This window comes from Gammaproteobacteria bacterium (assembly GCA_028819075.1).
GTDB lineage: Bacteria > Gemmatimonadota > Gemmatimonadetes > Longimicrobiales > Gaopeijiaceae > BD2-11.
Genome location: JAPPMM010000002.1, coordinates 19,593 through 40,101, shown reverse-complemented (window position 1 = coordinate 40,101; position 20,509 = coordinate 19,593). Strand labels below are relative to the sequence as shown.

The following is a 20,509-nucleotide window of genomic DNA, read 5'->3' as shown; positions in this document are numbered from 1 at the left end:
CTCTCAGGCGCTCTCCCGGTAGAGTTCGGATTGAAGATGGTGGACGGCCCGCTCGAAGCCCGGTTTGCCACCGAAGGCGCGAACAAGTTCGAGCGGCGTGCCAAGGCTGTCGAGCGGCGGTATCCGGAGCACTTTCGCGTCGTCCAGATTGAGGACGCCCTCGTCGGCGTACTTGTCGAGCAGCGCATCGAGCACCGCACGGGCTTTACCCGCGTACTTGGTGAACACGCCCCGTTTCCTAACGTTCGCGGCCCGCTCGCGGCGGGTCAGCGGTGGGGCGTCGAAAGCGACATGACAGATGAGATCGAAGGGGTCGAGATCGTTCCCCAGCTCCTCGACGATCACGTCCAACCGAAGGCCCTCGGACTCCATCTCGTCGATGATCGCCTGCTTGCGCTCCTCGCCGTTCCAACGATTCAGGAAGTCATCAAGGCCTGCGAAACGCTTCCGCAGCGCCCGGCGTGTGAAGTCGCGGAGCGTTTCCGTGATGAGTTTGCCCTTCCCGTCGAGATACTCGACCCGCTCGGCGACAACGGTGGCTTCGATGCCATCGACATAGATCTTCTCCTGCGGGCCGGTCTTCGGAGGGAGTGGTCGAGGCGGATCGGGGCCATCAATGATCTCGCCGTTGCCGGGTCCGTTCGGCCCATTCGGTGGCGGATCGGGCGGGAGAACGGGATCGTTTGGTCCGGGCTCGTAGATCTGCTCCGGCTCGCCGTCGAATCCGGGATCCGCAAAAAGACTGGAGGCCTTCCGGAAGTCGATGAGCGTGAAGTAGAACTTTCCCGTGTCCTCGTGCACGCGGGTGCCCCGGCCGACGATCTGCTTGAACTCGGTCATCGTTCCGACCACCCGGTCGATCACGATCAGTCGGCACGTTTGGACATCCACGCCGGTCGATAGCAGCCGCGACGTGGTGACGAGGACTGGGTAGGGCGATTCCGGGTCGATGAAGTTCCCGAGTTGGTTCTTTCCGGTCTCGTCTTCGCCCGTGATCCGCATGACGTACCGAGCGTTCCGTTGGACGAGATCCGCATTCTCGTTGACCAGTGCTTGGCGCATCCGGGCGGCGTGCTCCTGATCGACGCAGAAGATGATGGCTTTCTGGAAGCGGTCGCCGCTCTCCCGCAGGAACGCCGTGATCTTCTCCGCAACTGCCTTGGTGCGACCGTCGATGACCAGCGTGCGGTCGAACTCTCTGACGGTGTAGTTGCGATCATCCACCGGCTTGCCATCGCGGGCAAGCTGGCCCTTTGTGGGACGCCAGCCTTCGATGTCCCGGTCGATGTGAACCTTGACCACCTTGTAGGGCGCGAGAAATCCATCGCTGATTCCCTGCTTCAGGGAGTAGGAGAACACGGGTTTCCCGAAGTAGGCGATGTTCGAGACGTACTTGGTCTCCTTCGGCGTGGCGGTGAGCCCGATCTGCGTCGCGGCGGAGAAGTACTTGAGGATCTCACGCCACGCTGAATCGGCTGCGGCACTGCCCCGGTGGCACTCGTCGATCACGATCAGGTCGAAGAAGCCGGGCGAGAGCTTCTTGTCGGCCTTCTGGTGCTCCTCGGGCCCGGTGATCGCTTGATAGAGGCCGAGGTAGACCTCGTAGGAGGTGTCGATGCGGCGCGACAGTTTGGTCATCGCGCCCCCGAACGGCCGGAAGTCGTTCGCCATCGTCTGGTCGACGAGGACGTTCCGGTCGGCAAGGAACAGGATGCGCTTCTTACGTCCTGCCTTCCACAGCCGCCAGATGATCTGGAAAGCGGTGAACGTCTTGCCCGTGCCCGTGGCCATGACCAGCAAGATGCGGTTCTGCCCCTTGGCGATGGCCTCGACGGCCGCGTTCACGGCGTTGACCTGGTAGTAGCGCGGTGTCTTGCCGCCGCCGTCCTCGAAGTAGTCCTGTAGTACGGTGTCCTCGGCTTCCGGCGTAAGTCCCTTCCAGGTCCGGTAGCGCTCCCACAGATGGTCCGGCGATGGAAAACCATCGAGCGTCAAGTTGGTCTCAATGGGGTTGCTGCCTCCCGTGCGGTCGTGGAATACGAAGCCGTCGCCGTTCGAGGAGAACGCGAAGGGGATGTGCAGCGTCTCAGCGTAGTCCAGCGCCTGCTGCATGCCGTCGCCGACGCCGTGGTTGTTATCCTTGGCCTCGATCACCGCGACCGGGATGTTCGGCTTGACGGAGAGGATGTAGTCGGCCCGTTTCCGCCTGCGGCGCGTCACCAGCTTGCCGCGCACCACGATGCGGCCAGCAGTGAACGTTACCTCCTCGCGAAGCTGTGACATCTCGTCCCATCCGGCCCCGCGGAGGGCGGGAGTGATGAACTTCGTGCAGATGTCGCGTTCCGAGAGGCCTCGCTTGTCCATTCCGCTCAGCAGTCTTCCGTTCCGTTCGGTGTCACCTTCCGTTCCTCCGTCTCCTAGCCCGTCTCAGCGGCCTCGATCGGCTTCAGTCGCTGGTATTGCTCCACCGCGAGACCCACTCGGCTAGTGGCCGGCTGATTCTTGGCCAATCGGCCGTCGCACGCAAGCCGGACGGTACCCAAGTGGGGTTCATGGGGAGTTCTACAGAGAGCGCCTTCCGAGCCGCTGGCTAGTCCGGCATCGGAAGCGCCTTGACTCGAGGCGCGAGGATGGCGTGGAGCGCTTCCACCCTGGCAAGGAGCCAGCGGTACTGCTCGATACGCTGGTCAGGATCCCCAAAGTCGGTCGCGAGACGCCAGTAGACCCTCCGCTGCTGGACACCGGTGGGATTGTACCATTCCAGCGCTTCATCGAACTCGTGCTCTTTCTCGATTACCTGTCGGTCGACGTGCAGCAGATCGAAGTAGTGATCGCTTTCTTGAACCGGTGATTTGTAGTTCCGCCCTCAGTTCGTGACCGCCAGCCTCCGTCCATGTGGACATGACACCGTACAGGAAGAAGCCGCCCCGTCCGACTCCGGCCACTCCCAGCCAGCTCTGAGGCCGAGGCGCGTGAGTCTTGGTTACGATCTTGCCCTTTCGGGAGACGAACTCCGCGAAGCCCTCCCAGAAGCGAAGTTGAATCCGTTGGGTGTCCGTCAGCGCTCCCTTATCCACACCCTCCTTCGTCCAGTCGTTCGGCCTGGTGACGACGTTGAGCTTCGGCGCCGGTGCCGATTCCCCGATTCGCCAAAGCTCGATCTCCAGACCGAAGAACCGAGTACCGGTTTCGGACACTTCGTTGAGCCAGTCCAGCGCGGCTCGGTGCTGATCCGTGAATGTTCTGGCGACCCACACCACCACCCGGGCGTTGAAATGGGAGGCATAGGTCAGAAGTTTGCCCAGGTGGTCGTGATCCGTCTGGCCCAGCTGATTCTCCACCACCACCATGGTCTGGTCGCTCGGATCCCGGCAGAGGACATCGGCCGAATACGGACCCACCTTTTCCTCTCGCGCTACAAACTCCAAGGACATTCCCAAGGCGTCAGCTAGGATCCCCAGGTTTTCCTGCTCTGCCAGCCAAGGAGTGAAGTCCTTCTCTTCATTTGGCCAAACCTCGCGCAGTGCAACAGGTTCTAGGCGGCCAAGGTTGGTCTTACCCATGTGCGCTCATCCCTCCGGTCCGGTGCCTTCTCCAGCCAACCTGTCGGATGACTACCGTTCTACAACAGTTGGGTTTCTGGCGGGTGTCCTCGGTGGCCACCGGGGCACCCGCATTTCCCTGTTCGGCGTTAGTGCCAAGCCTCTCGGCTTGGAATCCCACGGCTGAACAGCATCTCCAGCCCGGTCGAGCGGCTGACCGAATCCGTCGCATCCGCAGCGGCTTGAGTCGAGGGTGGTGGATCGCGCAGGAACCCCCTCACCTGCCCAGTTCGCCGGTCGCGCAGAATCGTCATGGGCATGTCGGTGTCTCTGTCCAGCGTGAACGATCCTACGGGCCCGGCGAGGGTGATACTGCCAAGATCGCCCTCCCACGCGTCCTGCCTGGGCAACACGAACGCGAAGCTGGAGCCACCATCGCCATCGGAGATCTCAGGCATGTCGAAGGTGAAGGAGAACAACTCAGTCCCATCGGCTCCAGCCCGGCCGCTGATGCGGTACGCGCCTCCAGCGGTGGGCAGCGCGGGTTGCGCATCAACCAGGAAGGTGGGCTCAAGAAACGGCACTCCGTCGGCGTCGGTTCCTCCCCACAGGAGGATGGACTTGGTTGCAGTAGCAGAGGGGGCAGACGCCGTCACCGCATCAATCGTGGTGCTCGGGCGGTTGTAGAGCGCCTTCGTGAAATGGTAGTCGCTGATCCAGGTTGGACCGCAATAAGACATCAAATCCTTGTGGGAAGGGGGCACGACCGTGCCGCTACCGAAGTCGTAGCCCCGAGCGCCGATCTTTCCGTCAGGGTAGGGATACCCAGCGTCGAGCCCCCCGGCACCTCTACCGCATGCCGCGTGGCCCAAGCTCAGGTTGTGGCCGAGCTCGTGCGCAATCGTGTGCGGATTGGCTGAGGAGACGCTCTCCTTGCCGCCGAGCAACGCGACTCCAGAAGAGTATCCCGAATACCCCGGGGGCAGGATGCCCATGTAGTATCTGGACCTGACCCCCTCCTCGCCCGATTCCATGGAGCGAATGGCAATCGTCTCGCGAAGCAGGCTTTGGGCGTCGCTACTTGAACTCAGGACGGGCTCATGGGCGGTCACCCTGATGTCACCAATCGGCAACAACGTTCGGGCGGGTCGGAGCGTCTCGTGATTCTCAGGATCGGCCGCGATGGCCCTGATCAGTTCCACCCTCGAGGAATCGTGGGTCTCGGTCCATACAAACGGGATGAGCCTAAGGTCGAAGAGGGCCATGTCATGTACCTCGACGGGCAAGCGCCCCGTCTCAGGAATCCGTGTTGCCGCCAGAAGCTCCGAATCAAGTGTCCCGTCGGGATCGATCTCGATCACCATTTCGAGGCCGGGTTGGATGATGTCACCCGGAATCTCAGCGTTGGCAGACTTGGCAAAGGAGTCCTCATCCACCCGCATGGGGATTGGCTCGGACTTGCCCGGAATGTACATCACGAAGGTCTTGCGACCTTCATGGAAGAAGTGGGCTTCGACACTTGGAATGCCTACGTCGGTGATCTGCGTCGCGGTGGGAAACACACGTAGCATCGCTCTCTTTCCCGCGACCAGCGGGACGGGGAACTCCCGGGACTGGATGGCTTGTACGAGGTACGCGGACGAGTTTCCGTTAGTGCAGGGCTTGATCCTGCTTGACTCACGTGCCCGCAGCCATCTACGAAAGCCAGGATCTGCTGGGGCGCACAGACCTGTGCCCCCGGCCATGAGCGTCTGAAGCCAGCGTATCTCGGTGATCTCGACCGGCAGAGGTCCGGCCATTCCCGGGTTGTCGGTGAGGACCAGATGGCGCAGGTCTGACATCCCGCTCAGATTAGCGGGCACCGGCCCGGACAGATCGTTGTCCTCAAGCCACAGGGTCTCCAGTTTGGTGAGGCTGCCGAGTTCGGGCGGAATCGGACCCTTCAGATCGTTCGCTTGGATATACAGGGTATGCAGGTTGCCGAGGTTGCCCAACTCGGGAGGAAGCGGACTGGAGAAGTGGTTCTCCTGAAGCCAAAGCCTCCTGAGGCTGGCGAGGTTGCCGAGTTCAGGCGGGATTGGGCCGGTCATTCCGTTGAGAAACAAGTCTGTCAGGCTCGACAGATTGCCCAACTCGGATGGGATCGAGTCAGTCAGCCGGCCGAGCCGCAACTCTCTCAGGTTGGCAAGGTTGCTGATTTCGGACGGGATCGAATCCCAAAAGCCACTCAGGCGCAAACGCGTCAGGTTCGACAGGCGTCCAAGTTCGGGGGGAATTGGGCCGTCCGAGAGATCGTTTCCTACGAGGTCCAGCCACGTCAAGCGTGACAGGTTGCCAAGCTCGGGTGGAATCCGGCCTGACAGGCCCCTCAGGGACAAGTCCGTCAGATTGGCGAGGTTGCCGAGTTCAGCCGGGATTGGGCTGGAGAGGCCGTTGAGCCACAACTCTGTCAGGTTGGCGAGGTTGCCAAGCTCGGGTGGAATCGGGCCGCCCGAAAGATCGTTTGCACGGATGCGTAGCTGTGTCAGGTGCGATAGGTCGCCCAGTTCTGGTGGGATGGAGCCAGAGAGGTTGTTCCAGCCGATGCGCAGCCTCTGGACCCGGCCTTGCTCATCGGTCTTAACGCCGTACCACTCCCCGAGAGGGGCATCCGTCAACCAATTGGTGCTGTTGGCCCAGTTCGGCCCGTCCGTGGCGTGATAGAAGATCTCCAGGATTTCACGATCAGTGAGTTGGACCGTCGCACCCAACGCCGCCTGTTCATGGGTCTCCGGTGTGACCGCAAGGGTCGTTGCGCCTTCCGGAGGCAGGGTCGGGTCGTACTCTCCTTTGCACCCCGCGACCAGCAGTCCCAAGGACGCGAGGAACACAATGAGGAGAGTGGGACGGGACATGGCCGGCCTCTCGGCGCATTATTGGGTCCAGCGACCCGATCCCGCAGCACCGGTCCCGGACCTGCGTTGTGCTTGGCAGGATCCAATGCTAGGCGTTGCGTTTGCGTTACGCTAGAGTCGCCCGGAGAACGTCAGAGCGATATCAAGAGGATTTGCAAGTCGCGCACAGCTCGGAATTGTGTAGCTCCGGGCGTTTGGGGTGTCCGATCCGCCCTTCTCACCTGAATCAGGAGATTATTTCGTAATCCAACCTCAAACTGCCGCACGGCAGGACCTTGCGTTGCGCCGGAGCAAGCCCGTCGCCTACCCTGCGTGGAAGGGCGGAGGTCAACTCCACACAGTGGGATGTTCAAGATCCGGGGGTCAGATCCTCCACCGACCGGCGACGATTGCCCGAACTCTCGCCATAGGCGCGTCAACGCGATGTGGAGCAGGAGTCTCTCCGCTCTTCATCCCGGCATTCAGGTAGACTCCGCCGTCCAACATGGCCACTGCGTCCGCCAAGGTTTATCCTTTCCGCCGTCTGCCGAGGCAGCGTCCGCCGCCCTCGTTGGATGCCTCGCCACCGGTGACGATCCGTCAAGCGGTCGTTCCTCGTCGTTGTCGAATTCATCCAGCTGGCCGAGCCGCTCGAGTGATTTCGCGTACTTCGGCCGGAGGTGTTCCGGACAGTTCTGGCAAGGCCTCAGGTTATCGGTCAAATCGGCCCGCTTCACCCAAACCGCGATCCGGTTCTCGGACGTTGCAATCCGCTCGATATAGGTGTCATAGGGATCCGAGGCCTTCCGCGTGAGCAGGTTGAGAGCTTGGAGCTCTTCCACGGTCAGCCTCGCGCGCACCGCGTCGATCGACCCTCCATCCTCGACCACGTCATGCAGGACAGCGACCACCCGCGCGTCCTCCGGAACGTTCTCCATCACGCGGAGCGGGTGCCGGACAAAGACCTCGCCGTCCTGGTCGGTTTCACCTCGGTGGTTGTCGAGCGCGACCTGGATGGCGTCCTCGAGAAGCCCGGATCGATCGCTTTTCGTCATCACGCCCCTGCTGCAGAGTAAGCCATAAGCCAAACGACGGCACCGAACGTCCATCCAGCCCGCCATTGCGGTGGGCGCTCACCAGAATGGTCGAGACCGGATCGGGCTGGATTACCCGCGTCAGGAGCCGCGCCGCCGGTTCAGTCTGCGCGTCGAGGCGTGAGTCCGGCGGCAATCGCCGCCCCGCCCCTGGCCGTGAACACTCCCAGTGTCAATCCGGCGACTCCCAGGAAAGCGGCGAAACCGACCGGGCTCTGGAGCCCCCCCACGAGCTCCGCGGCCAAACTGCCGGCGGGTAGTCCGGCGCCGAATCCGGCGACGCACAAGACTATCCACCGGCGAGCCATCGGCGCCGCGGGACGAAGCGTCAGCCACTGCGCCGCGCCCAGCCCCAGGCCGGCGAATGCCCCGACGAACGTCAACCCGCCGAGTCGGCCGAGCATGTCGAGCGCCTGCAGGCGCATTGGCTCGTCGGCCAATGCCTGGCCGAGCATCTCGACCAACACGATGCCGATGGTCATGCCGATACCGAGGCCGATACCCGAGGTCGCGACCCATGACGCGCCCAACCGCGGGTTCCTTCCCAGGGCCAGCCACTGGGCGGCGCCGAACATCGAGCCGGCCAACGCCAGGATGACGGGCGTCACCAACATCATGCCCACGACCGCCTCGACCGGTGCTGCCAGGCCCAAGCCGACGGCCAGCCCGCCCGCCAGGCCGAGCCCGCAGAGAACGGTCCAGCGCACCCCGAATCCGCTTGCAGCACCCCTGATATCTTCGATCATCGCACACCTCCCATTCGGCCACCGTCGGTTGGGTCGACGTTCCGGCCCGTTGCTGGCTGTCAGTTGTCCTACCGGCGGGAACGGCAAACCGTGCCAACCGGCACGGTATTACTCTTGTTTGATGCCAAGGAGACTCTTTCCTCGTTTCCGGGTGGTTGGGTCGTCAGCGGCCGTAGATTCATGCGCGCCGGCCCGGCATCCTCACTGCCGTAGTTCCGCCCGAACAACCCGACGTAGATGTCGCGGGGCGTACTTCAGGTAGGTTTCGATCCTTCGGAAGTCCCGGTCGAGAAACGCGGCCATCTTGCGCAGCGCAACGTCTGGGCAACCGATGGGGCGGCGAGAGGCATCGAAGGAATTGCCTTGGTCGAAGACATCGGTCCGCTTTCAACCATGAGGACTCAACGAACCATGATCGACCCGGATTCCCGTGGCTACGCCCGGGCCAGGCCCTTGTCGCTGCTGGTTGCCGCGTTACTCTCGTTCAACTGCGACCAGGAGCCGCAAACCGCGACCGGCCTGCAATGCGGTCCCCATCCTGCAGACGTCGCCACACGGAACTTCGCAGGCGCGTTCACCCAGCTTGAGCCTCTGGTGTTCGGCGCTACCGGCCCCACCGCCGTGCTGTCCATCAGGACGCTGAGTGTTTCGCCGTCCGGCCAACTCCTTCTGACAGACAGCCGCAGTCTCGACCTGAAGGTTGCCGACAGCGAAGGGCGTATCGTCCAGGTGATCGGGGGTGAAGGCGAGGGTCCTGGCGAGTTCACGGCTCTCATGGGTGCCGTATTCCTGTCGGACGACCGGATCCTGACCCTTGATGCCGGCAGAGTGCTCGCGACGCTCTTCGACACGACGGGCGAGGTCCTGAGTACGTTCCCGCTAGGCGACCAACTGGACCCAAGAACTGTGGTGGCCATTGATGAATCCGCCTTTCTCATCGGAGGGATGGTCACCACGCCGGGGGAAGGGAATGACATGGCCAGGATCTATTCCCTTGACGGAACCAGCTCGGAATCGTTCCTTCCCGCCGACCAACTCCTCTTCGATACCCGGATGATCGTCGATGGTGTTTGGGCGGTCTCCTTACCGGGCGGCTCGCTGGCCCTGGGGCTCGATGTGACACCCGCCGTTCATCTGTTCTCCGAGACCGGCGCTCACATCTGCACGCAGGCGTCGGAGCCGCCTCTATGGTCGCAGTTGCTGCCGCGCGACGAGCCGGTTGCCATGGATCAGGCAACGCGCGAATGGATCGAACGAGCGACCATGACCATCGGCGCCGCGTACGTCGGGGGCAGTGTGTACAGACAGTACAGGAGTTCGGGAGAAAACGGCGTGTCGTTGCTTGCCGAGTATGATGCCGATCTGAATCTGCGGAACGTCTACACCGCGGTTCCGGGCCGCCTGGTCGGGGGCGATGACGAAACGCTGTTCTTTCTTGGCGGCGAGTCGGTAGATGAGACACGAGTTTCGAGATTTCGAGCCAGATGGAACCGGTGAGGAACTGCTGCGTCATCCATCCCCCCTACCTCCCCACCCCTCAATCTCCCGCCGAACTCTCGCCACCTGATCGGCAAGCTCGTCTCTCGACGGCAGATACAGCTGGTACTTCGACGCGTAGATGTTGGCGTCCTCGGGGAGCGTCAGCTCAACCACGGCGTCGTTTGTCCGGTCGCAGAGCAGGATCCCGACGGTCGGCAGCTCGTCATCGGTCTTCACGTAGCGGTCGAAGTAGGTCACGTACATCTGCATCTGGCCGAGATCCTGATGGGTCAGCTTCCCGGTCTTGAGGTCGATCAGCACGTAGCAGCGCAGCAGGCGGTTGTAGAATACGAGATCGACGAAGAAGTGACTGTCATCGAAGCTGAAGCGCTTCTGGCGCGCCTCGAACAGGAAGCCCTTGCCAAGCTCCAGCAGGAACTGTTGGAGCCGGTCGATGATGGCGATCTCCAGGTCGCTCTCGGAATACGCAGGCGTCTCCTCCAGACCGAGGAACTCCAGCACCACCGGATCCTTGATCAGGTCCGACGCCTTTTCGACGACCTGTCCCTCGCGGGCGAGACGGCGAACCTCGTGCTTGTCGCGGCTGAGCGCGAGCCGCTCGTACAGGGAGCTGTCCAGCTGCCGTTTGAGTTCGCGGACGCTCCAGCCGTTGTCCGCGGCCTCGATCTCGTAGAAACGGCGGGCTTCGGGGTCGGTTACCGACAGCAGGGTGACGTAGTGGGACCAGCCGAGCGGGAACCGCTGCAGAAGGAGGACGGGCACTGAAGCCCCTGACTCCTCGCCATGCGAAACGGGCAATTCGGAAAACAGTGTCTGCCGAATCTTCTCGGTGACGGAAACGGAAAACGCCGTCCGCCGCTTCTCGAACTCCGGCACGACCTCCTTGAACTCCACGTAGAAACGCCGGAACTGCCTCAGGTATCGCACGGAGAACCCCCGTCCGATCCTCTCCTGCAGCGCCGCCGAGAGCTTCCTGAGCGCCTGCGCGCCGTACTCGGCCCGGTCTGCGCCCCTCTGCTCGTACTCCACGATGTACCATCCGAACAGCCAATTCCGCACGACCAGCGAGCGATCCACGGCGCGGGCAGCCGAACGCCGCGTCTCCTCATGCGTGTGCCGACACAACTCGACGAGGCGTTCGAAGTCGAATGGCTGTGAGAGCAGCAGGAGATGCCTGTCGTCCTTTCGATCCAATCCGGACTCCGGCCAGGGGGGCTCGCTTGGCGGCAGAGCGGCATCGTGCGAGGCTGTGAGCCCGGTGCCGCCGGTAAGTATCGGATCGCTGGCTGGGCGAATACATGGCGGTATGAGACGGATTGCTCAGGCCGTCGAAATCAGGCTGTTGCGTTACCGCGGCGAGGGACCCTGGAGCGGCCCAACTTGGGTGGGCGACCTCTTTCACCGGTCGGAATCAGGACGCTTCCGCCTGGTCTCGTGGAGAGCAGCCTTCCCCGTCGGCTCCGCTGCGGTTCCCGGAACGATCCGCAGCTAGTGGTGAATGGTCGAAGGCGGGACGATCCGTGCGTGCTATTGGATCAGGCAAACCTAGAACGTGGGGAGGTGGTGGTGGGCAAATTCGAGCGCAGTCTGGATGAGTTGTTCGACCGGGGAGCGCGGGAGGGCGCCCGGCAGGTTCTGGGCCAACTGGCGACCCGAAGATTCGGTGAGGAGACGGCCGGGCGTTTGTCCAAGCTGTTTGCGGAGTTCTCCGACTCCGAAGACATCGACAAGGTGAGCGGCGCGTCGCTGGAATGCCGTACCGGCGAAGAGTTCATCGAGCGGGTGCGGGCGGCGTGAGCCAACTGTCGCATCGGGTGACCACGATCAAGACGAATCGATCTCTGGTCTCGGCTCGCTGGGACACGGAGTATCGCCAGGGCCGATACGCCGACGAGCCTCCCCTCCCCTTCACGGCAGAGATCCTCGCCACGCTGCGCGCCAGCTCGCTCGCCGAGAGTAAGGGGCTCTACATAGGGTGCGGAAACGGTCGCAACTACCTTCCGCTCGCGAGGTCGGGACTGCGGCTCTTCGGTCTCGATCTTTCGGCCGAAGCGCTTCGCCAACTGGCCGCCCGAGAGTCTGCGAAGCCCGCGCGACTGATCTGCGCCGACTTCCGGGAGTTCGCCAGCCAGCACCGCTTCGGCTACGTGATCGCCATTCAGGTGCTTCAGCATGGCGTAGCTGCCGACGTGTCCAAGTACTTTTCGCGAGTCAGGTCGCTGCTGTCCCTCGGTGGCCTCTTCTTCCTTCGCGTCAATGCCGCGTCGACTCAGGTGCGGTGGCCGCACACCGTCATCGAACGGAATGAACTTGGCGGGTTCACGGTCTTGTACGAAGCCGGTCCCAAGCGCGGTCTCCCCGTCCACTTCTATGCGCGCGACGAACTATTGGCCTTGACCCGCGATGGTTTTGCTCTCCTGGCTGAACCTCGTGAGGACGTTGCGGTGCGCACGCCCCCGGAAGCGGGCCGCTGGGTCCAGTGGGAGGCAATCTGGAAGCGGACATGACAAGTCACCGTTTCGCTTTGCCCGACATTCCGCATGAACGCCGTGTCCACGCCTCGTCCGCCGCGCTGACTCGTCGCACCTTCCTCCGGATACGGGCAGGTCGCCGACGTTCTGGCGGATGGCTTGGACATCCGGTTCCTGGAAGCGGTGACGGAGGTCGACTACGGGGGGACGGACATCGTCCTGACGACGGCCGCCGGTGCGACCTTCGAGGCCACCCGAGTCATGGTAATGGTCGTGTCGACATCCGCGTGGCATCGACCATGCTCGGGCGACTGTCGAGGCAGCGGAGTCGGAGGTGCTTCGTCGAGGAATCGGACGGCACACGGCCGTTGCCCTGAGCTACAAGTGCATGGCGCAGGCTGAGATCGGTCTTGCCGACGAAGCGCTCGATAGTTGCCGCCAACTGGAAGACATCGCCCGCCTCTGGACGAACGACAGCGAAGAGTTCCTTGGAGTGCCCTGGGTCGCGTGGCTCAAGTGTCGCATCGCCGGCGCGAGGGCTCTGGCTTTGGCGGTTCGAGCCGAACATCGAGCCTCGATCGGGCAGTTCCGGGTCGCCTACGCTGCCTCCCCGTCAGACCACGAAGCGACGATACACGAAATGCTACGCCTGGTGCCGGCATTGGTCGGAGCCGGAATCTCGCCCCGTGATCTGCTGGCTGTCTTCGCCGACGATACCGCCAGGTCCGCCGACCTTTGGCCTCTCGTCGTCGCCCTTGAGGAACACGCAGGCAATCAGATTCGTGCCCCACGGCAGGTCAAGGAGGTTGCGGCCGACATCCGTGGCCGGTTCATCGAGGCGGCGGAGCGAATGGGGACAACGTGACTCGAAAGCGTCTCGGCAGTCCAGCGCGTCCGAGTTGTGGCCCGGACCCCTGCGCCTTACGATTGGCAACTTCCCAGGTCTTCCGAGCACGCGGAGTCGTCGCAATGAGGTTTCTCGTTCTGGCAGCCGCCTTGTCGGCACTGGCACTGGCCACGGCAAGTCAGTTCATCGGCGCGCAGTCCATTCAGTCGCGACCCGCCGCTGAAGTGCGCCTGTCGGCCGATCCAGTGCTGTCTGTCGGGATGCTCGACGGGCCTGACGAATACCTCTTCGGCGAAATCAACGCTGGCTCGCTGCTCGCCGATGGCAGCTTGGTAGTGTCCGACCGGATGAACTTCCGTATCCAGCGTTTCGGCGCGGACGGCGAACATCTGTGGAGCCGCGGCCGCGAAGGCGAAGGTCCAGGGGAATTCGAGAACGTCCAGATCGTCCACGGGTGCGTGAGCGCGGACCGGATCGTCGTCTACGACATCTGGACCCAACGAGTCTCCGTGTTCAACGACGAAGGGGATCTCGTCGACGACTACCGTCTGTTGTACAACGGACTGCCGATCCGGCGGTTTGGGTGCGCACCGAACGGGCGCCTGGGCTTCACGGGAGACAGCGACCAAACCATCGAGGGCCTCGCGTCCGAAGAACTCTACCGTCAGTTGATGACGCTTGGCTGGGTGGAGTTGGGCGACACTGCCGCCACCACGGTGCGCCAGCGGATCCCGGGCTCGGAAAGGAGATATCTCGGACCCGGGAGCGCCATGCCCGGAAGCATCTGGGAGCACAGCGTAGCGATTACTGCGGCCAATGAGGGCATCTGGCTTGGAAGCAGCGAGGACTACGAGGTGGAACTGATTGGGTGGACGGGCGAGACGATTCGGCGGATCCGCTGGCAGGGGCCGGATCTGAACGTGACGCAGAGGGATGTCGACCGATACCGTGACGCGCTTGAGGGAAGCTACCGGCGTGGCGGCAATCCCGACTGGCGCGCACGCTTCGAGCGCCGGTGGGCATGGGAAAGCGAGAACGTGCCCGATGTCTTTCCCGCTTACGACAGACTCATGATCGGAGACGACGGCGTACTATGGGTGCACGACTACGTTCGCCCGGGAGAGCCAAGTGAGTGGTTCGCCTTCGCCGCGGATGGCACATGGATCCGTACGCTCGTGCTGCCTCCCCGCACGCTCCTGCTGGACATCGGCCGGGACTGGGCGCTGGTACGAACACTGGATGACGTGGATGTCCAGCGGGTCGCGGTGCACGCGTTCGTGGAGAATCGGTAACCTGAAGTGAGTGAAGGGAGGGGCGTGATGGGGAATCACAACGCAGGGTACGCCATAGCGGACACCGCGGTCGCCCTCGGCGCAGTTCGCGCCAGGACGGGGCTGACCGCCCGGGAGATCCTGGACATCGTCAGCACGCCCTACCGGCACGTTGACGTGTCGTTCAGCGGTGATGACGCCAACCCCAATTCTCCGTTCGGCAAGCTGGTCACCGAGGCCTTCGCGCCAGATGGGGCAGCACCCGAGGGGCTCGACCTCAAGACGGACGAAGGCTACGACTGGTGGGACGAGCACTGCTGGTTGCCGTTCCGCTGCCGCTTCCCGTTCTGATGGTGGCCGTGATTCGGTAGGCATGGGCGCATACCGTTCCGCTTGTCGATGACCACGATGCACGCCGGGATCCTGGTGCCGTAGAAACAGGTCCATCCATCGCCCAAGCGCAGACGAAATCAACGATCCGATCACCACCGAATGACGGACGCGGTGGGATACACGTTCGGAGGTCGGAGGGCGACCTTCTGACGAAACCACCAACCCCTAGTGATCCGATGAGTTGGCTACGATCCGGCAAATGGCTGACCAGCGTCAGCGGCGGCGCGATCGCCTTCCCCATCGCGGTGCTGGTACACGAACTCGGGCACTTCGCGGCGTTCGTCGCGTTCCGATTCCCCGATCCGGTCCTGCGGTACGGCTCTGCCAGCTGGTCCGGTTCCGGGGAGTTCGGCAGGCTCGTGCGGGCGGGGGACGTGGAGGCGGCGGCGGCGATCGTTCAACCGTGGCAGGTGGCGGTCGGCGTGGCCGCGGGAGTGATCGTCACCTACCTGACGGTCATCGCCTGCGTGCTTGCGGTCCGCCGTTTCGGCCCAGGCCCGCTCTCAGTGGTTCTCGGAGTCGGGCTCGTGACCCCGCTGCGCTGGCTGGGAGCGATTCCGATCCTGGTCTCGAAGCTCCGCGGTCGGCTGCCGTTCCCATCGAACACGGACGAGGGTTGGTTGGCGGCCCTCACGGGGATCCCCGAGACCCTTCTCCTTCTGCTCGGTCTCACCTGTCTCGTGCTGGGATACTGGTTCCTCGTAACAGCGATTCCCCGAGGCCGGAGGATCCGGATCGTCGTCCCGACGCTGGTGGGCAGCGTGGCCGTGGGTGGTCCTTTATGGGTCCTGTGGCTGGGGCCGCTGATTCTTCCGTGAAGCCACCCCATCCAGACGTCCGAGCGGGTGCGGACGGCCCGAGTGCCATGCAACCGACGCCGTCACTCGAATTCCGAACGGGACAGCCCGGACTGCCTGATGATCGATCTCAGCGTGCCGGTGCGTAACTCGCGGTGATCCGGGATCGGCACAGTGACGGTTCCCGTCTCTTCGAGTTTCTGCATCACGATATGGCTGCCTCGTCGTCGGACCTCGAGGAAGCCGTGAGAAGCAAGAATCCGGCAGACATCGCGACCGGAAAGAACACGCAGCCTACCCAACCGCGACCTCGACCTGGGTCACATAGACTTCGCTGCGCCAGCGTCTTTCGATCTCTTCGGGGGACGCCGTTTCGAGGAAGAGCGTGATTGCTTCCTGGAGATTCGCGCGCGCCTCGGCCACGGAGTCTCCCTGGCTGGCAACATCCACCTCCGGGCATAAAGCTACGTACCCGTTGCCTTCACGTTCGACGATCGCCGTCAAGTGCCTCTTCATCTCAAATCTCCCTTCAAGCTGTCCCGGCTGCAGCGGGTCTTGTAACCCGTCGAAGGTGGGGGGGTTCGCAGATTCCAGCAACCGGACCGCCATGGCCCCAGAGTGCTGTTGCTCTGGATACGGCATTGCCGCACCTTATGCTCTTCGTGACTCGTTGCCGCGATCAAGAAGGAGGAGCGATGCCGATGACTAGCCAGCGAACCGATTTGGGACACGAGCTGGAGGGAGCCCTCGGCGAAGTGCTCGCCCATGTGCGTGGCACCAGACCCCTTCCCTGCCGAATCGTCGACGACCCGGCCCCCGAGCACATCCTGGCGCTGCGCAAGCGGATGAAGCTGAGCCGCCAGAGGTTCGCCGACAGTTTCGGCCTCCATGTACGGGCCGTTCAGGAATGGGAACAGGGACGGCGGGTGCCCGACCGCGCAGCCCGCGTCCTGCTCACGGTCATCGACCGCGAGCCCGAAGCAGTTTTGCGGGCTCTCGGCGGGTGAGTGATTCGCACCAAAGGCCAACCGTGGATCGCCTTGGCTGAGACCGCTGACCGGCCGCGCTTGTCCCCCAAACCGGTTTCCGACATCTTCCCTCGCCATGATCCACGCAACCGACATCCGATCCCCCCGCGCTCGCGGAGCGACCTGCCCCTGTAGGTGCTCGTGTCCATGTTCCGCCTGGATCCGGGTGTGTTGACGCGCTGAGTCCCGAGCTCAAGCCGCTTCCGAGCCGCCCCGGTCAGCCGATCCGGGCGGTTTTTTCGTGCTCCCGATCCGCCGTTCGACCCTGCCCAAACCTCAGAGAGAACCATGATCAGCCCTGTGCTACCGACAATAAATATCCTCTACGAGAATATTGTTTGGATCCCGCCACTCCAGGAGGCCCTCGAGAGCGAAGGCTTCCGCGTCCGCCTCGTGCACGTGAACGAGGGGATCGTCGACCCGTCGGCGCCTCCTCCAGAGGGCATCTGGATGAACCGCATCAGCCCGTCCTCGCACACCCGGGGTCACGTCCACACGGTGGAGCTGGCTCGCCAGCTCCTGTTCTGGCTGGAGTCCCACGGCCGTCGAGTGATCAACGGGCTGGGCGCCTTCGAGCTGGAGATGAGCAAGCTTCGCCAGGACCTCGTCCTGCGGCGACACGGGATCAGGACGCCGCGGACGGTGCTGGCCGTCGGGAAGGAGCATGTGCGCGAAGCGGCCGCAACCTTCGACGGCCCGTTCATCTCCAAGCACGATCAGGGGGGCAAGGGATTGGGCATCCGGCTCTTCCAGGACCCCGGGAAGCTCGAAGAACATCTCGACGACAGGAGCTTCGACGCCGGGCCCGGCGCCCGGGTGATCCTGCAGCAGTACATCCCGGCACCCGAACCATTCATCACGAGGGTGGAGATCGTTGGCAGCCGCTTCGTGTTCGCGATGCGGAGTTCCACGGCCGGGGGGTTCGAACTCTGCCCCTCGGATGCCTGCAATCCGATGCCTCCGAACCGCGAGAGCTTCTGGACGGGTGCGGGCGGCACGGATGCTGCCGACCTCTTCAGCCCCTCGCCGATCGCGGCCGGCGACCCGTTGGTCCAGAGGTACATCCGGCTCTGCATCGAGGAGGGGATCGAGATCGCCGGAATCGAATTCGTGGAGGATGCCCGCGGCAACCGCTACACGTATGACATCAACGGCACAACCAACTACAATCAGGCGTTCGGCGCCCGGATCGGAGTCGATGGCATGCGCACGGTGGCCCGGTATGTACGCAGGGTGGCGATGCCGGACCTTCGGCCGCAGCGCATCGCGTGTTAGCGAGGGATGCCGTAGCCGCAACGCCACAGGAGACGAACGATGGCTGGGAAGATGACGCAGGAGCGGACGAGTTATGCGACGGCCGTCGCATTGGCCACGCTGTCCCTCGCGATACTCACAGGGCTCGCCCACCCACTTGCCGCCCAGGAAGTAATCGAACTCCCGGCCGAAGACCGGCCCCTCGTCGCCGACTTCGAGGACATCTACCGGGTGGGCTCGTTGGATGGGGACGGCTGGGACACCTTCGGCCGCGTCGCGGGGGTCGGCTTCGACGGTGCCGGCAACCTCTACATCCTCGACACCGAGGCGGTGCGGATCAACGTCGTCGACCTGCAAGCCAACCTGTTGCGCCAGTTCATGCGAGAAGGACAAGGCCCCGGAGAGTTTGGAAGCGACACCGCGCCAATGCTGCAGTTCACGGTCATGCGGGATGGGCGCGTGACCGTCTACGACCTGGGACAAATGGGATTCACCCTCTTTGATGCCGACGGCCAATTCGAACGCATGGCCCGGTTTCCAGGTGCGCAGATGAGCGCTGCGATGATTGGCGGCATTCAGGTCTTCCCGGGAATGGATCGAGTCCTCGCGACATCCGAGGTCCGCTATCTGAGAATGACCGCCGATCCGGGCGACGAGTCGTCGGAACCCTCGTTCCGGCATGTCCTGAGCTATGATCTGAGTGGCGACGAGGTCCGCATCGACTCGGTTGCCGCGGGGTGGCGGCCCCCCGGTAATGCGGAGGGATTCAGGCCGGTGCTCAGGGCGGGCGTGCTGCCCAGCGGAGCGTTCGTGTACACCGACTCTTCCACGTATGCGATCAAGTCTGCCGTGCCGGGCGGCCTCGTGACACGGATCCTGACCCGTCCGTTCCAACCCCGCCCGGCGACGGGCCGCATCAGGGCCGCTGAGATCGAGCGGCGCCTGGAAGCACTCGCGCCCGTTCGCGGCGGCAACTCGTTTCAACAGCAAATGAGAGAAATGCGCCGCGGCCAGATCGAGGCGATGGAGTTCTTCGATGAGATCCCCGTAGTCGTCGACCTGACCACGAGTTGGGAAGGCACCATCTGGGTCCTTCACCGGGGCGACGGAAACACGGAGGGCACCCGCATCGACCTCATTTCGTCGGACGGACGCTACCTGGGCACCTTCCCGCCCGGCTCCACCGCGATGCCTTCCGCCTTCGGTCCCGACGGCCTCGTCGCCTTCGTGGAAACGGACGACCTGGATGTGCCCTATGTGGCAGTGAGGCGCCTGCCGGAAGGGATGCGCTGATTCAACCCCACTCACCACCACGCCTCGTTGACGCTTCCCCAATGAACCTGGACACCCTCGGCAACCTCGGCGAGTTCATCGGTGCCGTGGGGGTCGTGGCGTCGCTGCTTCTGGTCGCGCGCCGGATGAGGCTCGGCATCGAGCAGACGCAGCGCCACACGAGGAGCGTACGCGCGGCAACCTTCAACTCGATGGTCGAGAACAGCATCCGCCTGCTCGAGCACGTCTTCCGGGACCCCGAACTGGCCGATTTCCTCGCCCGCGCCGCCGACGACCCGGATCGACTCACGGCCGGGGAGCGGTTGCGCTGGACCTCCTATATGACGGCGATCTTCCGCCACATGGGGAACCTGGTCTACCAGCGGGAGACCGGAGCCATGGAAGAGAAGATGTGGGAGTCCTACCGTCGCTCGTTCAAGGAGCACCTGCTCAGCGAGGGTTGGGTGGCCTGGTACCTCAACCACACCCATCTCTTCGACGAGCGCCTTGCGGACGCGGTGCGCGCCATCCTGGAAGAGCTGGCGAGCGAAGGAGTGCCGCACGCGGTGGAGTGGAAGGAGCGGGGCGCCGAATAGCTGGGGCGGCGATCGCTTCGATTTGCGCACCTCCAACCGACAATCAGCCGGTCGTACGTTCGAGCGTCTCCAGCCAGCGGTACCCGTACGCCGGAATGTACGGCGCTCCGGTCACGTCTTCGGGAAACATGTCGAATCTGTCGACGCGCAGACGATAGTCGTAGTCGTGCGCGGGCTGGAAGCCGACGATCTCGCCCCGGAAGGGCGCGCCGTCCACGACCTTGCAGTATCCGGGATGGCCGTCGCCGCACTCCACCCGGTGGCGGTCGATGGTGATCTCCTCCTCCGTGCCCGCTGCCCTGGTTCTCGAAGTAATCTCGTTCAGCAGGTACCGGCCGTCACGATACCTGTTGGCAACGAGGATATAGTGATCGCCCGCCTCATATTCGAAGCTGGTGATCATGTCGTCGTACAATTCGCCGTCCAGCACCAGGCAGAAGTCGTCACCCTGGATGCAGGTCACCCGCGTCGGAGCCAGCGACAGGGTAGCGGGGGTGGACGGTGCGACGGTCTTCTCCAGTTGCTCCAGCAGACGATAGGCGTACCGGCCGGCATCCTGCGGCGGTTCTCCCCCGCCCCAGGGATCGTACTTGCCGATGCGGAGGCGATAGTCGTAGCCGGGCTCGTAGTCGAATCCTTCGATCCCGTCGTAGAACAACCCGCCGTCAACCACCATGCACGACTGCGGACCCACACCGTAGCACTTGGCCAGCGTGGGCCCCACGGTTACCTCCCGGGTCTCGATGTACTCGGGCCCGAGAAGGTCGCAACCGGCAACGACCAGGGCCGCCAGCCAGAAGAGAGCCAGGCTACGGATGCGCATCG

The 20,509-nt window shown here is 63.5% G+C and carries 20 protein-coding genes; 11 read left to right on the top strand and 9 right to left on the bottom strand.

Going from position 1 to position 20,509, the window contains the following annotated elements:
• Window positions 1–3: 3 nt before the first annotated feature.
• The 5 genes from OXU32_00200 to OXU32_00180 all read right to left on the bottom strand — a co-directional run bounded on the left by OXU32_00200 (window position 4) and on the right by OXU32_00180 (window position 8,255).
• Complete coding sequence (locus tag OXU32_00200; protein ID MDE0072393.1) at window positions 4–2,364, bottom strand: DEAD/DEAH box helicase family protein; 2,361 nt, start codon at window positions 2,362–2,364, stop codon at window positions 4–6.
• A 404-nt stretch (window positions 2,365–2,768) separates the two neighbouring features.
• Window positions 2,769–3,563 carry a DUF4268 domain-containing protein gene (locus OXU32_00195; protein MDE0072392.1) on the bottom strand — a complete coding sequence of 265 codons (795 nt, stop codon included), beginning with the start codon at window positions 3,561–3,563 and terminating at the stop codon, window positions 2,769–2,771.
• 128 nt (window positions 3,564–3,691) lie between these two features.
• On the bottom strand, window positions 3,692–6,436 hold the full coding sequence (locus OXU32_00190; protein MDE0072391.1) for a hypothetical protein: 2,745 nt from the start codon (window positions 6,434–6,436) through the stop codon (window positions 3,692–3,694).
• Window positions 6,437–6,897: 461 nt separating this feature from the next.
• Complete coding sequence (locus OXU32_00185) at window positions 6,898–7,470, bottom strand: hypothetical protein (protein MDE0072390.1); 573 nt, start codon at window positions 7,468–7,470, stop codon at window positions 6,898–6,900.
• A 140-nt stretch (window positions 7,471–7,610) separates the two neighbouring features.
• A complete protein-coding gene (locus tag OXU32_00180; protein ID MDE0072389.1) occupies window positions 7,611–8,255 on the bottom strand; it encodes a hypothetical protein in 645 nt (214 codons plus the stop codon).
• 237 nt (window positions 8,256–8,492) lie between these two features.
• Between OXU32_00180 and OXU32_00175 the strand changes: the two genes are divergently transcribed.
• On the top strand, window positions 8,493–9,752 hold the full coding sequence (locus tag OXU32_00175; protein ID MDE0072388.1) for a hypothetical protein: 1,260 nt from the start codon (window positions 8,493–8,495) through the stop codon (window positions 9,750–9,752).
• Window positions 9,753–9,764: 12 nt separating this feature from the next.
• Here OXU32_00175 and OXU32_00170 read toward each other — a convergent pair whose 3' ends face one another.
• The gene (locus tag OXU32_00170) at window positions 9,765–10,949 is read right to left on the bottom strand and encodes a PDDEXK nuclease domain-containing protein (protein ID MDE0072387.1); all 1,185 of its coding nucleotides are present in this window, start codon (window positions 10,947–10,949) and stop codon (window positions 9,765–9,767) included.
• Window positions 10,950–11,321: 372 nt separating this feature from the next.
• Between OXU32_00170 and OXU32_00165 the strand changes: the two genes are divergently transcribed.
• The 6 genes from OXU32_00165 to OXU32_00140 all read left to right on the top strand — a co-directional run bounded on the left by OXU32_00165 (window position 11,322) and on the right by OXU32_00140 (window position 15,555).
• Window positions 11,322–11,552: a hypothetical protein gene (locus OXU32_00165; GenBank protein ID MDE0072386.1), complete on the top strand. Its 231-nt coding sequence runs from the start codon at window positions 11,322–11,324 to the stop codon at window positions 11,550–11,552.
• Window positions 11,549–12,262 (top strand): class I SAM-dependent methyltransferase, encoded by a 714-nt coding sequence (locus OXU32_00160; protein MDE0072385.1) that lies wholly within the window; start codon window positions 11,549–11,551, stop codon window positions 12,260–12,262. The genes OXU32_00165 and OXU32_00160 overlap by 4 nt, the downstream gene beginning before the upstream one ends.
• Before the next feature lie 352 nt (window positions 12,263–12,614).
• A complete protein-coding gene (locus OXU32_00155; protein ID MDE0072384.1) occupies window positions 12,615–13,091 on the top strand; it encodes a hypothetical protein in 477 nt (158 codons plus the stop codon).
• Window positions 13,092–13,195: 104 nt separating this feature from the next.
• Window positions 13,196–14,365 (top strand): hypothetical protein, encoded by a 1,170-nt coding sequence (locus OXU32_00150; GenBank protein ID MDE0072383.1) that lies wholly within the window; start codon window positions 13,196–13,198, stop codon window positions 14,363–14,365.
• 27 nt (window positions 14,366–14,392) lie between these two features.
• Window positions 14,393–14,695 (top strand): hypothetical protein, encoded by a 303-nt coding sequence (locus OXU32_00145; protein ID MDE0072382.1) that lies wholly within the window; start codon window positions 14,393–14,395, stop codon window positions 14,693–14,695.
• Between the two features lie 218 nt (window positions 14,696–14,913).
• Entirely contained in the window at window positions 14,914–15,555 is a 642-nt protein-coding gene (locus OXU32_00140; protein MDE0072381.1) for a hypothetical protein, read from the top strand.
• Between the two features lie 62 nt (window positions 15,556–15,617).
• Here OXU32_00140 and OXU32_00135 read toward each other — a convergent pair whose 3' ends face one another.
• On the bottom strand, window positions 15,618–15,836 hold the full coding sequence (locus OXU32_00135) for a type II toxin-antitoxin system HicA family toxin (GenBank protein ID MDE0072380.1): 219 nt from the start codon (window positions 15,834–15,836) through the stop codon (window positions 15,618–15,620).
• On the bottom strand, window positions 15,829–16,050 hold the full coding sequence (locus OXU32_00130) for a type II toxin-antitoxin system HicB family antitoxin (protein MDE0072379.1): 222 nt from the start codon (window positions 16,048–16,050) through the stop codon (window positions 15,829–15,831). The genes OXU32_00135 and OXU32_00130 overlap by 8 nt, the downstream gene beginning before the upstream one ends.
• Window positions 16,051–16,235: 185 nt before the next feature.
• Here OXU32_00130 and OXU32_00125 point away from each other — a divergent pair, with 185 nt between their 5' ends.
• The 4 genes from OXU32_00125 (at window position 16,236) to OXU32_00110 (ending at window position 19,684) form a co-directional block, all read left to right on the top strand.
• A complete protein-coding gene (locus OXU32_00125; protein MDE0072378.1) occupies window positions 16,236–16,541 on the top strand; it encodes a transcriptional regulator in 306 nt (101 codons plus the stop codon).
• A 309-nt stretch (window positions 16,542–16,850) separates the two neighbouring features.
• Entirely contained in the window at window positions 16,851–17,837 is a 987-nt protein-coding gene (locus OXU32_00120) for an alpha-L-glutamate ligase (protein ID MDE0072377.1), read from the top strand.
• A 39-nt stretch (window positions 17,838–17,876) separates the two neighbouring features.
• Window positions 17,877–19,109 carry a hypothetical protein gene (locus OXU32_00115; GenBank protein MDE0072376.1) on the top strand — a complete coding sequence of 411 codons (1,233 nt, stop codon included), beginning with the start codon at window positions 17,877–17,879 and terminating at the stop codon, window positions 19,107–19,109.
• 41 nt (window positions 19,110–19,150) lie between these two features.
• Entirely contained in the window at window positions 19,151–19,684 is a 534-nt protein-coding gene (locus OXU32_00110; protein MDE0072375.1) for a hypothetical protein, read from the top strand.
• Between the two features lie 43 nt (window positions 19,685–19,727).
• Here the strand turns inward: OXU32_00110 and OXU32_00105 are convergent, their stop codons facing one another.
• Window positions 19,728–20,507 (bottom strand): DUF4377 domain-containing protein, encoded by a 780-nt coding sequence (locus OXU32_00105; protein MDE0072374.1) that lies wholly within the window; start codon window positions 20,505–20,507, stop codon window positions 19,728–19,730.
• Window positions 20,508–20,509 lie beyond the last annotated feature (2 nt).

Excerpts from the sequence above, each read along its gene's own strand:
- OXU32_00200 (MDE0072393.1), bottom strand. The coding sequence starts at position 2,364 with ATGGACAAGCGAGGCCTCTCGGAACGCGACATCTGCACGAAGTTCATC.
- OXU32_00195 (MDE0072392.1), bottom strand. The coding sequence starts at position 3,563 with ATGGGTAAGACCAACCTTGGCCGCCTAGAACCTGTTGCACTGCGCGAG.
- OXU32_00190 (MDE0072391.1), bottom strand. The coding sequence starts at position 6,436 with ATGTCCCGTCCCACTCTCCTCATTGTGTTCCTCGCGTCCTTGGGACTG.
- OXU32_00185 (MDE0072390.1), bottom strand. The coding sequence starts at position 7,470 with ATGACGAAAAGCGATCGATCCGGGCTTCTCGAGGACGCCATCCAGGTC.
- OXU32_00180 (MDE0072389.1), bottom strand. The coding sequence starts at position 8,255 with ATGATCGAAGATATCAGGGGTGCTGCAAGCGGATTCGGGGTGCGCTGG.
- OXU32_00175 (MDE0072388.1), top strand. The coding sequence starts at position 8,493 with ATGTCGCGGGGCGTACTTCAGGTAGGTTTCGATCCTTCGGAAGTCCCG.
- OXU32_00155 (MDE0072384.1), top strand. The coding sequence starts at position 12,615 with ATGGCGCAGGCTGAGATCGGTCTTGCCGACGAAGCGCTCGATAGTTGC.
- OXU32_00150 (MDE0072383.1), top strand. The coding sequence starts at position 13,196 with ATGAGGTTTCTCGTTCTGGCAGCCGCCTTGTCGGCACTGGCACTGGCC.
- OXU32_00145 (MDE0072382.1), top strand. The coding sequence starts at position 14,393 with ATGGGGAATCACAACGCAGGGTACGCCATAGCGGACACCGCGGTCGCC.
- OXU32_00140 (MDE0072381.1), top strand. The coding sequence starts at position 14,914 with ATGAGTTGGCTACGATCCGGCAAATGGCTGACCAGCGTCAGCGGCGGC.
- OXU32_00130 (MDE0072379.1), bottom strand. The coding sequence starts at position 16,050 with ATGAAGAGGCACTTGACGGCGATCGTCGAACGTGAAGGCAACGGGTAC.
- OXU32_00125 (MDE0072378.1), top strand. The coding sequence starts at position 16,236 with ATGACTAGCCAGCGAACCGATTTGGGACACGAGCTGGAGGGAGCCCTC.
- OXU32_00120 (MDE0072377.1), top strand. The coding sequence starts at position 16,851 with ATGATCAGCCCTGTGCTACCGACAATAAATATCCTCTACGAGAATATT.
- OXU32_00115 (MDE0072376.1), top strand. The coding sequence starts at position 17,877 with ATGGCTGGGAAGATGACGCAGGAGCGGACGAGTTATGCGACGGCCGTC.
- OXU32_00110 (MDE0072375.1), top strand. The coding sequence starts at position 19,151 with ATGAACCTGGACACCCTCGGCAACCTCGGCGAGTTCATCGGTGCCGTG.
- OXU32_00105 (MDE0072374.1), bottom strand. The coding sequence starts at position 20,507 with ATGCGCATCCGTAGCCTGGCTCTCTTCTGGCTGGCGGCCCTGGTCGTT.